General features: G+C 59.4%; 10 protein-coding genes. 7 read left to right on the forward strand and 3 right to left on the reverse strand.

Going from position 1 to position 14,408, the window contains the following annotated elements:
* Nucleotides 1-2 precede the first annotated feature (2 nt).
* From HV753_RS00420 to HV753_RS00445, 6 genes are all read left to right on the forward strand, one after another.
* Nucleotides 3-752 (forward strand): SDR family oxidoreductase, encoded by a 750-nt coding sequence (locus HV753_RS00420; protein ID WP_175173612.1) that lies wholly within the window; start codon nucleotides 3-5, stop codon nucleotides 750-752.
* 302 nt (nucleotides 753-1,054) lie between these two features.
* Entirely contained in the window at nucleotides 1,055-1,633 is a 579-nt protein-coding gene (locus HV753_RS00425; RefSeq protein ID WP_175172452.1) for a fimbrial protein, read from the forward strand.
* Nucleotides 1,634-1,663: 30 nt separating this feature from the next.
* Entirely contained in the window at nucleotides 1,664-2,404 is a 741-nt protein-coding gene (locus HV753_RS00430) for a fimbria/pilus periplasmic chaperone (RefSeq protein WP_246288098.1), read from the forward strand.
* A gap of 168 nt (nucleotides 2,405-2,572) precedes the next feature.
* Complete coding sequence (locus tag HV753_RS00435) at nucleotides 2,573-5,125, forward strand: fimbria/pilus outer membrane usher protein (RefSeq protein ID WP_246288099.1); 2,553 nt, start codon at nucleotides 2,573-2,575, stop codon at nucleotides 5,123-5,125.
* Nucleotides 5,126-5,193: 68 nt separating this feature from the next.
* Nucleotides 5,194-5,889 (forward strand): fimbrial biogenesis chaperone, encoded by a 696-nt coding sequence (locus HV753_RS00440; RefSeq protein WP_175172454.1) that lies wholly within the window; start codon nucleotides 5,194-5,196, stop codon nucleotides 5,887-5,889.
* A gap of 57 nt (nucleotides 5,890-5,946) precedes the next feature.
* Complete coding sequence (locus HV753_RS00445) at nucleotides 5,947-7,215, forward strand: fimbrial protein (protein ID WP_175172455.1); 1,269 nt, start codon at nucleotides 5,947-5,949, stop codon at nucleotides 7,213-7,215.
* Between the two features lie 129 nt (nucleotides 7,216-7,344).
* Here the strand turns inward: HV753_RS00445 and HV753_RS00450 are convergent, their stop codons facing one another.
* Entirely contained in the window at nucleotides 7,345-10,560 is a 3,216-nt protein-coding gene (locus HV753_RS00450; protein ID WP_175173614.1) for a two-partner secretion domain-containing protein, read from the reverse strand.
* A 70-nt stretch (nucleotides 10,561-10,630) separates the two neighbouring features.
* Complete coding sequence (locus HV753_RS00455; protein ID WP_246288100.1) at nucleotides 10,631-12,190, reverse strand: ShlB/FhaC/HecB family hemolysin secretion/activation protein; 1,560 nt, start codon at nucleotides 12,188-12,190, stop codon at nucleotides 10,631-10,633.
* A 636-nt stretch (nucleotides 12,191-12,826) separates the two neighbouring features.
* Between HV753_RS00455 and HV753_RS00460 the strand changes: the two genes are divergently transcribed.
* Nucleotides 12,827-13,510 carry a response regulator gene (locus tag HV753_RS00460; protein ID WP_175172456.1) on the forward strand — a complete coding sequence of 228 codons (684 nt, stop codon included), beginning with the start codon at nucleotides 12,827-12,829 and terminating at the stop codon, nucleotides 13,508-13,510.
* Nucleotides 13,511-13,554: 44 nt separating this feature from the next.
* Here the strand turns inward: HV753_RS00460 and HV753_RS00465 are convergent, their stop codons facing one another.
* Nucleotides 13,555-14,403, reverse strand: a complete 849-nt coding sequence (locus HV753_RS00465) for a class I fructose-bisphosphate aldolase (RefSeq protein WP_175172457.1) — start codon at nucleotides 14,401-14,403, stop codon at nucleotides 13,555-13,557.
* Between the last annotated feature and the right edge of the window lie 5 nt (nucleotides 14,404-14,408).

Here is a 14,408-nt window from a genome sequence, read left to right on the forward strand (position 1 = left end):
CAATGCATACCGTACTGATCACAGGTTGTTCTTCTGGCTATGGCTTGGAAACCGCACGCCATTTTCTTGCGCAGGGTTGGAAAGTCATCGCCACGATGCGGACGCCTCGGGAGGGAGTGATTCCGCCCGCTGAGAACCTGCGTGTCCTGGCGCTGGATGTGACCCGCCCCGACAGCATTGCCGAGGCGTTGGCCCAGGCCGGCCCCATCGACGTGCTGGTGAACAATGCCGGGGTAGGGCTGTTCGGGGCGTTTGAGGCGACTCCCATGGCGACCGTGCGCGATATCTTCGAGACCAATACGTTCGGCGTGATGGCCATGTGTCAGGCGGTTATTCCGCAACTGCGCGCAAGGCGGTCCGGCACGATCATTAACGTGACTTCCAGTGCCACGCTTGCGCCATTCCCGTTGGTCGCCGCATACACGGCCAGCAAAACGGCCATTGAAGGGTTTACGGCGTCGCTTGAGTCAGAGCTTCAGGCGTTCGGTGTTGGCGTCAAACTGGTGGAGCCGGGTTATGGTCCGTCGACCCGCTTTACCGCCAATGGCCAAAGTCGCATGCAGGGACTGATTCCCGAAGCGTATGAAGCCTTCGCCAGGCAGGTTTTTTCAGGGTTCGCCGGGATCAAGGACGTGACGCGGGAATCCGATGTTGCCCAGGCAATCTGGCAAGCGGCGAATGACGTGACGGGGCAGCTTCACTTTCCGGCTGGCGCGGATGCGGTGGCGTTGGCGGTCGGGCGGCGGGCCTGATTCAGGAACGTCATGTGCCGCTCTTGCGCGGTACATGACCGCACTGCGTTGAATCGATTTCTCCCATTCTTTTAAGTGCTGGAATATAGAAAAACTACGAACCCGTTTTGATCGGTTTACTAGGGACAGAAGAAGAGGCCAACTACTAAAGTAGTGCCTGTCAATCGCATTGGTTGCGGTGGCATAAGCCTCGACGGTGACATACGCACGCATTGGAATATTCCATGCATGCGTTGCCGCACTTGTCGGCTGCAAACGCCTTAACGGCGGTGGCAGTTAATTCTCTTGTCTCAGGAACAAAAATGAAACGTAGTACTTTCGCATCCTTCTCCGCAGCGGGCGCGTTGATCGTGGCGCTTGCGCCTGGCGTCTCGCATGCGCAATGGGACGGTCAAGTCAAATTTGTTGGCAAGGTCAGCGAAGTGACTTGCTTGATCAACGGCAAGGCTCCGGGCATGGACAACATTCTGGAAGTGCCGCTTAAGGAGCACAAGCCGGGCTTCTTCACCGCCATTGGTACGACGACCGCACCCGTGGAATTCCAAATCAGACTGACCGACACTACTGGGGGCGAGTGCACTACTGGCAAGCACGCCAAGTTGGCGTTTGACAACGACGCACCCAGCGTCGACAAGGCCACGGGCAACCTGAAAATCACCAGCACGTCGCCTGCCACGGGCGTTCAGATTCAGATCAACGACGCAGGGAACAATAAGGACACCAAGATTTTCCTGGGTACCGCGCAGGTGGACCCCCAGAGCGTGCAGCTGAGCGCAGCGGGCGGAACCCTGACGTACTCGGCACGGTACATCGCCACGGAGAGCTCGGTGTCGGCGGGCACGGCCAATTCGATTATCCCGTTCATGGTCGCGTACGACTAAGCGCAGGCTTCGTCAGTAGGAGTAATGATCATGACGCCAGTAGTGCGTAGGGTTTTTGTTGCTGTAATGGCTGGCGTCATGACCTGGGCTGCTTGCGCCAGTTTGGCGCAGGCAGCTCTGGTGCTGGTGGGAACACGGGTGGTGTATCCCTCTGATGCCAAGGACGTCACGATTCGGGCCATGAACGAAGGTTCCGAACCCTTGCTTGCGCAGATATGGGTAGACGACGGCAGCGCGGGCGTTGCACCCGCCAATATGATCGTTCCGTTCACGGTGTCTCCCGTGATTACGCGCATCGATCCCAATTCCAGCGCCATCATCCGGTTGATGTACACCAAGGACCCCTTGCCCGATGACCGCGAATCCCTGTTTTATCTCAATGTGTTGGAGGCGCCGCCGCGCAGCGCTTCCGATACGTCGGCGACGTTCAGCTTCAGGACGCGGATAAAACTATTCTTCCGGCCCGCATCGTTGCGCGATGGTATCGAGGATGCGCGAGAAAAACTCGAATGGAAGTTGGTTAAGCCGAGTACGTATACGGCGGTAGAGGTCAAGAACCCCACTCCGTATCACGTCTCTTTCGGGTCGATTGGGATAACCGTCGGCGGAAAGCGGACCAGGCTCGGCAGCGGAATGGTTGCCCCCTATGGCACCGAACATTTCAGACTGCCCAAGGGCATGGCGATCGGGGCCGGCAAGATAGGCGTCGAGTACGAAGTGATCAACGATCACGGCGGGCGGCACCCGGTGGAGCGCGCGCTGTCACGCTAGGCGCATTCGGCCGCCGATCAACTCAGCATTTGCATTTGGATGATAGGAATGTACGCTTCATTGCGGGGAAAGACACGCTTGGCGAATGGCCAGCGTAAGTGCGAACGGCGTCGCGAATTGGTACGGGTTTTTTGGATTCCAAGGACTCTTATCGTTGCGTTGGCGGCCGTGTTTAGCTCCGGTACGCAAGCGGGTGAACCCAAGCGCCAGGTGCAGTTCGATCCGCAGGTTCTGATGCCGGGAGTGGGAGGCGATACCGTGGATCTTTCCCGTTTTGAACGTAGCGGCTACATCGCACCCGGCCGTTATCGGCTCGAGCTCTACGTCAACGGGAAGTGGCGCGGTACGCAAGATATTGAGTTTCGGGGCTCGCAGTCGGCAGGCGGACAGGCTTGCTATAACGTCGAATTCTTGCGCAACGCGGGTATCGATATTCAGAAAAGTGCGCGCTACACCGCAGAGCAAGGCAGGGTTCCCTTGGGTGACGGCCTGGTCTGCGAGGATCTGGAACGGTTCGTGCCGGGCGCGCTCGTCAAGCCAGATCTGGGCGAGCAGCGCTTGTACCTGACCGTACCCAAGCTGTACATGCATAGCGAGTCGGCCGACAACTACGTCGACCCCCGCTATTGGGACAGTGGCATCACTGCGGGCAGGCTGAACTACAACGCCAGCGTCAATACGATGGAGAGCTATGGGCGCACTTATACGCGGGCCTATGCCGGCCTGAACGCCGGGCTGAATCTGGGCTCTTGGCGCTTGCGCCATTATGGTTCATTGACCTGGGGCTCCAACGGAATGGGCGCCGACTATCAGCGCGGACAGACGTACATCAGTACCGATCTGCCGGCGTGGCGTTCGCAGTTGCTGATCGGGGAATCTTCCACCAATGGAGACTTCTTCGACGCAGTGTCGTTTCGCGGCTTGAGCGTGAGCAGTGATGAACGCATGTTGCCGCAAAGCTTGCGCAATTACGCGCCGGTGATCCGTGGCACGGCCTCCACCAATGCGTCTGTTTCGGTCTATCAGCGTGGATACTTGATCTATGAGACGACGGTCCCGCCTGGTCCCTTTGCCATCGACAGCTTGCAGGCTGCGGGGTTTGGAGGAGACCTTGATGTCAAAATCGTTGAAGCCAATGGCGAAGAGCGAACCTTTGTTGTGCCGTTTGCCACCGGCGTGGAGCTATTGCGCCCAGGTACCACGCGCTATTCGATTTCGTTTGGGCGCGCGATGTCTTCAGCCAACCGAAGCAGCGGGTTGAATATATTCGAAGGGGTCATCAGGCGTGGATTGAGCGACATGGTAACGGGCTATGGCGGTTTGGCGCTTAGCGACTATTACGGGTCGGCCATGGGCGGGGTGGCGGTCAATACTTCCTTGGGTGCCATTGGCGGCGACGTGACGTTGGCCAGCGCCAACCTGCCGCAGCAGGGCACGATCTCCGGTTCCAGCTATCGCCTTTCCTATAGCAAGAACTTGCCAAACAGCGGCACCAACTTTTCACTGCTGGCGTATCGGTATTCCACCAGCGGGTTCGTGGGCTTCAATGAAGCGATCGCCCTGCGCGACGCCGGCGGCGTCCGAAACTATGGCGATCTAGGCAGGCCACGCACTCGCTTCGACCTTAACGTCAGCCAGAATCTGGGAACCTCCGGCGGCGCGATCTATGCCAGCGGATCGGCCACGCAATACTGGAAGCGGTCTGACAGCGCGGTCAGCTACAGCATGGGCTATTCCAATCAATGGCGTGGCATGACGTACGCGCTTAGCGTGCAGCGCTTGCAGAGCGCATGGCCTGGCAGCACCGTTTATTCGGCCGGACGTGAGAAAAGTACCGCGGTCACGTTCAATATTTCAATTCCATTGGGCCGCGCTGCGGGTACGCCCGTGATGAACACCTTTGTCAATCACGACAGTCGTAGTGGAACGAACGTTTCCAGCGGGGTAAGCGGCTCATTGACTCAAGGAGGCGACATGTCCTACTCCTTGGCTGTATCGCGGGATACCCGTAGCAACAGAAATACGGCCAGCGGCAACCTGGATTACCAAGCGTCCGCGGCCAGTGTGGGTCTTAGCGTGTCGCAAGGCACGGGATACCGCCAAGGTGGCATGCGAGCCAGCGGTAGTGTGTTGGCGCATCAGGGTGGCCTGACCTTTGCACCGATGCTGGGTGAGACGGTGGGGTTGTTGCACGCGCCGGACGCGGAGGATGCCGGTGTGGGCGCGGGGCATGGCAGGATCGACAGCCGTGGTTTTGGTCTGGTCACCAGCTTGTCTCCTTATCAACACAATACCGTGGAGCTCAATCCCGGCGATATGTCCGACGACGTGGAGCTGCTGAACAGTTCGCGCAGCGTGGCGCCACGGGCAGGCGCTGTCGTGCTGTTGTCCTATCCCACCCGCAGGGCGCGGCCGGTCTTGATTGACAGCCTGCGGCCGGACGGCAGCACATTGCCATTTGGTGCCGAGGTGTTTGATGTCGCCAGCGGGGAGTCCGTGGGCGGCGTGGGGCAGGGTAGCCGGATCGTCATGCGGGCGCAGCAGGACCTGGGTTCGGTGCGCGTGGAATGGGGCGGTAAACCAGAGCAGCAGTGTCTGATCGACTATCAATTGCCGCAACGTGCGGCAGGAGAAAAGCAGGACGGGTATGACACGCTGCGCCTGCCTTGCAATCCGCTGCCTGCCCGGGTGCCGTCGAGCTCTCCGTTGGCGCGCCGATGACAGAGGCCTTGCCTCGGCGCCGCAGGCGTCCTTCAGCGAAATGGCTATGGCTGCTGCTATGGATGCCCATGGCGGCAGCTTGGGCTGATTTGGCCGTGACGGGTACCCGCTTTGTCTATCCGGAGGGCGAAAAGAGAATAGTCATTTCGCTGAGTAATACCGGAGCCGATCCCATCTTGGTGCAGACCTGGCTGGATCACGGCGGTGCGGAAGTGGATCTTAGCCAGTTACAGGTGCCGTTCGTGCTGATGCCGTCCCTGTTCAGACTGGATCCCGGCGAACGCAAGACCCTGCAACTCCGGTACACCGGCGAACCGTTGCCCGACGATCGGGAGACTGTTTTGTGGATAAATCTGCGACACGCGCCATCCAGACAAGTCTCGGAAAACAAGTTGGAGGTGGTGCTGAGCTATGTGATGAAGGTGCTGTACCGGCCCGCGGGTTTGGAGGGCGATGCCAAGGATGCGCCAGCAACGGTGCGTTGGACTTACCACGAGCGTGGTGCAGGCGACGCACCCTATCTCGAGGCAGAGAATCCCTCGCCTTTCAGCGTGTCCCTACCGGTGCTGCGTCTGGGCGGGGGGCGGGCACCCACCGAATTGAAGGGACTGACCATCATGCCCAAGTCAACAGCGCGTTTTGCGCTGCCTGTTGGAACGATTGGGCCGCCGGCCAGTGGGGAACACCTGGAGTTTGAGGCGATTGATGATTTGGGGCTTGTCATGCCAGGGGTGACGACACTGTGGGTCGCGCCCCGGTCCTGACGAACATATCTATCCCTCGCCCAATGACGCGGGGGCTAATCTTGGAGAAATTCAGCTATGCGTGCAGTATCGATTATTCGTCGCATCGGACGGGGTGATTGGCGGCTGACTTTGGGGGGGGCGCTGTTGCTATGCGCGGCGGGCCAAACCCAGGCCCAGACCCATTATTACTATTCGAATGAATGCAGTCTTTTTCAGTTCCAGAACAGTCCGGTCGGCGGCTCGACGCCGTGGGAGAAGACGGGCTTGGGCACGTCGACCATCAACAACGTCGTGGCATCCCGCACGCTGACGCTGAGCGGTTTAGCCAAGTTTCGCAAGGTTGACGTCAACAATGCCACCAAGCCAAAAATGGTCATCGGTGGACGTTGGGTGGGGGCGCCATATACTGCCAATAACTTGATCCCTACGAATATTGAGGGATTGAGTATTCGGGTGAGCAGCGGGCGTAACTCGGCAGCGGTGGTAAAGCCGCAAAGCTTTGACAGTTTCACCGCGATCTACGTAAAGGACACTGCCACGAGCAGGCCGCCACTGAGCGTGATAGACCAAACCGAGAACTACGGCGACACGATCAAGGTTGAGTTGATTGTGACCGGGCAGGTGCCGCCGGGCACCCATACCGTGAACGGCCTGAAGCCATCCTGGGGCGACACCTGGTTCGAGGCCGTGATGGTGCAAAGGCCGGAAGCCAATTCGCCCGCTATGGGCGCAATCATGGAGTCGCCTCAGAGCGACGGATGGAGCCCGGGCGATCTGCCGGTGCAATGCAACAATCGCGCCCGCTATGTGGTGGCGGACATGTTGACGTTGGGCGGCGGCGGCCCGGTGATCGAGTCCAAATGCACCGTGGACGCGAAGTTCACCGGCGCCGGATTCTCATTGCAGATGGAAGGCCATAAAGTTGCCGATTTTCCCAGAAACGGGGATGTGAGCCGGGAAATTCCATTCGCGATATCGGTTAATAGTTGTGATCAGGGCGCCTGGCCTCGCATTGCGTTCAACGCGCAGTATGGCTTGGTTCCGGGGGCGGACAATGTGTTGCAGCTGAAGAACAGCACGGCGTCCGGTAGCGCGAAGAATCTGGGGGTTGTTCTGACCAGGCAGGGTGGCAATCCAGCGAATCCGTTGGACATTGGTCAAGGTGGCGCGGTGGGGAAGAAATATGATTTTGACAATATTCCCGCTGAGGGAGTGGGGGCGAATGCAACGGCTGAAATCAAGCTGGGCGCGCGCTACAAGCGGGTGGATCAGACCATGCCGGACGTCGGCGTGAAGCCCGGCGTCGCCGACAGTCAAGTGAACTTCAAGATTTACTACGACTGAGGTCAATGCCGCGAATCTGCACAAGGTTTGCGGCAGCCCTGGCAAAGATAAAAAACGGCCACCGCAAATTTGCGGTGGCCGTTGGTCATTCTGGCAGGATCAAGTCCGCCGGAATGTGGATTGACGGACTCAGTTCGACATATCGATCATCCCATAGTTGGTGCCAGCCAGTGGCACCAGGCCAGCGTGTCCGAATACCGCGTTGCCTCGCATCCCACCGTAGTTGATGCCGACCAGGCCGCCGAAGGTCTGGTTCAGGCCGTTGCGGAAGTTCACCTCACTACTGCTGCTAGAGTAGTTGACCTGGCCCTGGTTCACCGCGACCAGGCCACCCAAGGTCATGCCCGTGCCGTAGTAATAGTTGGAGCCGGGCAGTTGCCCGCCTATCCGGCCTGAGGCGGTGGAAAACTCGATCTTCCCGCCCATCTGGTTTTGAGCGACCAGACCGCCGATGGTTGCATAGTGGTTGCCGGTGACGGCGCCGGTAGCAACGCCTGCGGAGATCGTGCCGGCATTGACTCCCGCCAAGCCGCCCGCGATGCTGTATTGGCCGCCTTGTGTCTGGCTGGTCGTGCTGGACGCCAGAATGCCCCCGGTGTTTTGGCCCACCAGGCCGCCGACAGTCGCATAGTTGCCGGCATGAACCTTGCCCACGCGCGAGGCGCTATAGGCTATGGTGCCGTTATTGGAGCCCACCAGACCACCCATCCGGGTGCCCGAGGTGGCGTAGACGGAGACTACCGTCGCGCCGCTGGCTTCGCCGTCCTCGATCAGGCTACCCATGCCGTTAGAGCCAACCAGGCCGCCAATATTGGCCGAGTACGCCCTATCTTCAACCGCGCCGCTGGCCTTGACGTTCTTGATCTTGCCATTGTTGTTGGCTCCAATCAGTCCCCCAGTGTTTGCGCCGCTGTAGTTCGAGACATTGCCTGACGCGGCGGATTCCGAGATGGCGCCGCCGTTGTTCACGCCCACCAGCCCGCCGATGCTGCCGCCGGTGGAAGACCTGACCTGGCCGCTGCTAGCGCCTTGAACGATCTCGCCATTGGTGTTGGTGCCAACCAGTCCGCCCGCGTTGGTGTACTTGGAGGTGGACAAGGCGCCTGTGCTGCTGACGTTGCGGAGCTCGCCGTTGTAGTTCAACCCAACCAGACCGCCAGCGTTCAAATAGCCGCTGGAAGCAGTCACGGCAGACGCGCTGCGCGCGTCACGAATGGTGCCGCCGTTGTTGGCGCCGACAAGTCCACCGATGCCTCCCAAGTCATTGCGCTGGAGTGCGCCACTGACCGTGCCGCTGGTTTTGCTGTTGAGGATCTGTCCGTCGGTCAGGTTTGCGCCCACCAGGCCGCCCATGGTGTTGGTGTAGGAGCCGCTGCGGACGGCGCCGGAGAACGAGGAATTGCTGACGGTGCCTCTCAGGTTGGTGCCCACCAAGCCGCCCGTGACGTTGGCGCGGAAATTGTTGCCGTTGACGGTACTCTTGGTGACGTTGACGTTGTCGATCATCCCGGTGTTATAGCCGGCCAGCGCGCCGATGGACATCGTCGCGAAGTTGACGTTGGGTGACGTGACGTTCATGCCCGTCAGGTTCAGGTTGCGGATGACGCCCGCAGACGAAGAGAACAAGCCGACATTGCTGCCGCCGCTGGAAACGGCGAAGCCCGTCAGCGTATGGCCAAGGCCGTCGAACAGGCCATCGAAGGTGCCATACGCGCCGCCGATAGACCGGAATGTTCCGGTTCCTCGCAGGTCTGCGCCTAGTACGTAGAAGCCACTAAGGTTTTTGTTGACGGCTTGCAGGCCTGCCTGATTCTGGATGATGTTGTGGTAGATGTTGTTGGAGAGGAAGGTGGCGCCGACGCCGCTTTGCGTGATGTTTGCATTGGGGTTCTTCAGCACATAGTTGGCGGTGGCGGGCTTGCCGGTGGAGCCCCCTGTGCCGGGAGCGGCGGTTGTGGTCTCTAGCGACACGCGCGAGTTATGTCCGCTAAGCAGGATCCGATCACCGATTTCCAGGTGTTCATCGGCCTTGAGGCTCAGTGTCGCACCGCTGCCCGTCGCGGTGAGGGCGCCATTGAGAACGGTCTTGCCTTGGCCGCCATGCTGCGCGTTCAAGATCAGGTCGTTGCCGCTGCTCCATTTCACCGGCGCATTCACCACCACGTCGCCAAGGGTGCTGGCAAGTTCGACGTTGGTGTTGCCCAGATTGCGATTCAGGGTGTCGGCATGGATGGTCGGATTCGCGACGACTGCCGTGTCTTCCACATTCACGCGGTTGCTGGTGACTTTGAACGTGCCGGTCTGGCCGTTGATGGCGCGCGTATCGATATTGGTGCCCAGACGCACGATCACGTTCTCGCCGGAGGCTTCGACGGCGCCGCCGTTGCCATAGCTGGTCAAGGCGGTGGCACTCAGTCGGCCCCCGACTTCCACCGCGCCGCTTGTTCCGCCTTCCAGCACGATCTTGCCAGGCACGTTGTTCAACGTCTTGGCTTCGATCACCCCGCTGTTGTTGATGACGGTCGTCAGCGGCGACGAGGCGTTGGCGTGCTTGGCCTGCAACATCACCTGACCGCCGTCGGCCCGGATTGTGCCGGTGTTTTGGACCAGGGCATGGGCCGCAGCGGCGTTGATTTGCAGATTGACCAGCCCACTACCCATGCGAACGGTGATGTTGTCTCCGGCGCCCAGGGCGACCGTGCCGCCGTTGGCCTGAATGACGCCTCGGTTGATGACTTGATTGCCAAGCAACACCACGCTGCCACTATGGGATGAGATCAACGCGCCGTTGTTTTCGACCCTATTCGTATTGACGTCTTGGAAGACAAATTCGCCGCTGGTGTTTTTGGAGAAACTCTCGCGATCGGTCCTGCGGGTCGACGCCACCAATCCGCCCACATTTACATTCGCGCCCGCATTGAAGACGATGCCCCGCGGGTTGACGATAAAGATCTTGCCTGCTGCGTTGATGCTGCCATTGATGGCGGTCTGATTGTCACCCTTGACGTAGTTCAGGAGCATGTCGCTGGCCCCTTGGTTGAATGTCAGGCGTTCTCTGTGTTCGACGCCAAAGTTCTCCCACTCGATGACGGTCTTGGGTTTGGTTTGATTGATGACCATTTCGGATCCGGCTGTCCAGATATCGGCCCCGCCATGCGTGACGCTCCCGAATTCGGGCAGTGCGTGCGCGGTCGGCATCAATGCCGACAGGCCAAGCACGACCGCCGCCATGGCTCCGGCGCGGACTCCCGAGCAACTGGACTTCCCGCGTCGCTTTGCGGTTTCGCCAGCGACGATCCAGCATCCCTTGGATTCGTTCCATACGACTGCATAGGATTTGTTCATTGTTCCCTTCTGGTAAGTCGCGCACCGGGGGGATCCCGGCGCGGCGTTGAAAAACTCTTGAAATGGCGGGCTAGAAAAGCCTGGTGGCCTGGAACCACAAGCGCGGTTCGCGTTTAGGGCCTTCTTGCTGGTAATTGTTTTGTTCCAACGGCCAGGCGGCTGTCAGCGTGATTTGGTGGCTTTTTCCGGTTTGGATGAGGCTTGCGCCCATGGCGGAAAGCTGTTGGCTGTTGCGGCCGCCGATCCAAGGTCGCTTGTTCAAGCGCACCGCGCCTTTGTCGACGAAGGCGGCGAACTGCCAGCCCGGTGCAGGCAGGTAGCGCAAGTCCAGGCTGCCTTGCCAGCCTTCGTCGCCACTGGCGGCTCCGTTTGGAAAAGCGCGCACGCCGAACGGCCCCCCTAGGCTGAATTTCTCGGAGCTATCCAGGTTCTTCGATGCCAACTGCGCGTTGAATTGCGCGTACACCATGAACGGCCCGGGCAGGTTCTGCAGGCGCAGCAGCGTGATGTTGGTTTTGCCGAACGTGCCGGCGGAGCGGTTGTACAGGCGGTCGCGGTGGCGGCTGTAGGCATCTTGAAGGCGCAATGAACCCAGGCCGTAGGACAGATGCACCGCCGTACGGCCTCCCCCGAAGAATCCATCTTCGCTATTGCCTCCCAGGGATGCCGTCCATAGACCGACCCGCTTGCGGTTGACGACGTCAAACAAGTCCATGGCGTCACGCATGGATTTGTCTTCATATTGCAGTTGCGCTTGCAGACTGAAGTTTCGGCTGCGCAGGATCGGCTGTTGCAGGAAAACGCTGGCGATGGAGGCATTGCCATGCGCTTCCAGCAGCGTGAAATCCCTGCCCAGCCTGTAGCTCATGTTGGATGCACTGGCGCCCACGCGGGTCAGGCTGGATCCGATAGGCACTTGATATGCAAGGCGGTAATAACGCTGCTTCTTGTCACTGGTCAGGAGCCGTAGGTTCAACTGATCGCCCAGGCGCAGCGGATTGTTCACGTCCAGGGTGCCAGCCAGGCGATATTCCCCGGTGTAGTAGCCGCCGAAGTTGTCGGTATCCACGCTGCCCGCCACAATAGGGCCGGGTTCCGCATCGATGAATAGCTCGGTCGAGCCTGGGGATTTGCCGGGGCGCAGGGTGCCCTGGATTTGGACGCCAGGCAGGTCGCTGATCAGCATCAGGCGGTTGTCCAGCGCTTCCAGGTGTACGGCTTCGCCCGGGCGCAATGGCGCTAGCGCTCTTCGTAGAACCGTGTCGCGCACACGGGTCTGGTTGTTCAGGGTCACCTGGTCATAGACGCCTTCCTGAATGGCGATCTGGACCACGCCGTCAACGATGTCCTGCGGTGGCAGATAGGCGCGGGCCAACAGGTAGCCGTGGTCTTGATAGAACTTGGTAATGCGATCCGTGGCGGCGCGCAGGCCGTCAAGATCTTGTTCGGTGCCGATCAGGTTCGCCAGTAAGTCCAGTAGTTCGGCGTCCTGGTAGACCTCATTGCCGTTCAGGCGAAAGCCGCTGATGGAGACGCCGGGGCCTTCGGATTTTCCGGTGGACGAGGGCGCGGCGGAAGGGGTGGTGACGTCCAGGTCGGGTTGCGATGCCGGGGGCGTGAACGCAGGCAAGGTTGATTCAAGCTCACGCAAGGCTCGGCCAGCATCGGGTATTTGGGCAGGAGCCGCCGCGTGGAGTAGCACCAGAAGCATTCCCGGGATCACACGCCAAGGCCTGCCTGTGGCGGTTGAGGGAAATGGGGCAAGGTTGGGTTTGCCAGGAGATTTCTTGCGGCACGGTGCCGTAAATGCGTCACGCAATATCACTGCTATCTAACCGTTCTTCGTACGGCCCTTTTTTGTCTAATCAATCCCAGAGTCAATACGCGATGGCGTTTTCTCCAGGGGGCTCGGCGCGTGCTGGGAAAAGGTTCATCCAGACGTCGTTGCGATGATGATGACTATAAGTATTTGTAGGACGAAGAGAGTTAGGAAAACTACGAAATTTATAGGGGCATAATTTCTAAATTTGAACGATATAAATATTAGGGAGCCAAATAGTTTTTCTGGAAATTGGCAAATCTATCGAATTAAATCGCGCGAGGGCCCATAAATATCTGCTTTGCGACAAATCATGCAGCAATTGAGGCCTTCACTCAGGGGTGTTTTCGGCGAAAAAACCGAACGAGAATATTCTTGAAGCACCGCGTTCCTCTACAATTAATTCGATGACGTTGATTCCCGCCCTTGACATAGGAGAGTGCGCTGGTGTCTGAGACCGATATACATGTAGCGCTCGTCGATGACCATCCCGCAGTGTCTTTGGGGGTGCTCTCTGTTCTGCGGGAAAATCCGGCATTCGTGGTGGTTGGGCAAGCAAGGAATTCGACAGAATTGATCGATATGCTCAACGAAAATCCCTGCGATGTGCTGATCTCGGATTTTTCGATGCCGGGTGGAAAGTACGGCGACGGTTTGGCGCTTGTGTCTTATCTGGAGCGCAATTATCCGACTCTGCGAACCGTTATCTATACCATGTTGGATAATCCGATATTGATATGGGCAATGGTGCGGAAAAATATAATGGGCATTATCAGCAAAGCCGATTCGCCGAGCTATTTGATTGGCGCGGTATGTTCGGCGTATGCGGAGCGCCGATATTATTCACCGACGATTAAAGACCTGCTGCTGGATAATATGAAAATGGGCGGCGCCGAGAGATTGACGCCTCGGGAAATTGAGGTTGTCCGGCTGTTTTGCGCAGGTGGCACTATCACCGACATCGCGGGGTTGGTGCATCGCAGTGTTCAGACAATCAGCACTCAGAAGCGCAGCGCGATGAGAAAGCTGGGAGTGAAGTCTGATGCGGATTTGATCAGGCACGTGCTGTACAACGGCGTGATCACCCCGGGGGATCAGGTGGGCGCCCTGGAGCTCGGATCAAAATGGTAGTGGCCCGTTGGGCGACGCACTTGTCCGGGTCTGATGAACGTCCCTTATTTTCCCCCGTCTTCATACATTGCCCATGCCTCGCGGGCACTGGCGCCTTGGTGGATCATGGCCATCAGCGCCTGGACCACCGCTTGCGGGTTGGCATGTTGATAGACGTTGCGACCGTAGACGAGGCCCACCGCGCCTTGATCCAGTAGTTCCCAGGATCGGCCGAATACCCGCTGCAAGTCTTCGCGGCCACCGCCACGCACCAGCACGGGGCAGCGTGCCGCTTGGACCACGCGGTGGAAGTCGCGTGTTTCGGTGGTGGGGTCGGCCTTGATGATGTCCGCGCCAATTTCGCGGGCAAGGCGCACCAGCGTCACGATCTTGTCGGCGTCGCCGTCGACCATATAGCCGCCGCGCGCGGAGTGGGGCGCCATGACCAGGGGTTCGATCATCAGCGGCATGCCATAGCGGTCGCAGTCTGCGCGGACCCGTGCGATGTTGGACACGCACTGGCGGAACAGGTCGGGTTCGTCAGGCAGCATGAACAGGTTCACGACGACGCAGGCCGCGTCCATCTGCACGGCGGGCAGGACCGGGTCTTGCGTGTTTTGCAACACGGCCCACATCACGCGGTGCGCGGTGGCGTTGTAGGGGTTGCCCATGTCCAGCCGCATCACCAGTGCGGGCTTGTCGCGGCCGGGGCGCTGTTGCAGCAGATCGGCCTGGCCGTAGTTCAGCTGGATGGCGTCGGGCCGGGCGGCCACCAATTGGTCCATGACGGCGGGCATGTCTTCCAATCCGTCCAGAAAGGTGGGCTCGTTGCAAACGCCGTGGTCGACCGCGATGTCCAGGCAGCGCCCATGGGTCAGGAGGCGGTTCAGCCGTGCTTCTTTGTGTTGCGTCATGTCGG

Source organism: Achromobacter pestifer (assembly GCF_902859625.1).
GTDB lineage: Bacteria > Pseudomonadota > Gammaproteobacteria > Burkholderiales > Burkholderiaceae_B > Achromobacter > Achromobacter pestifer.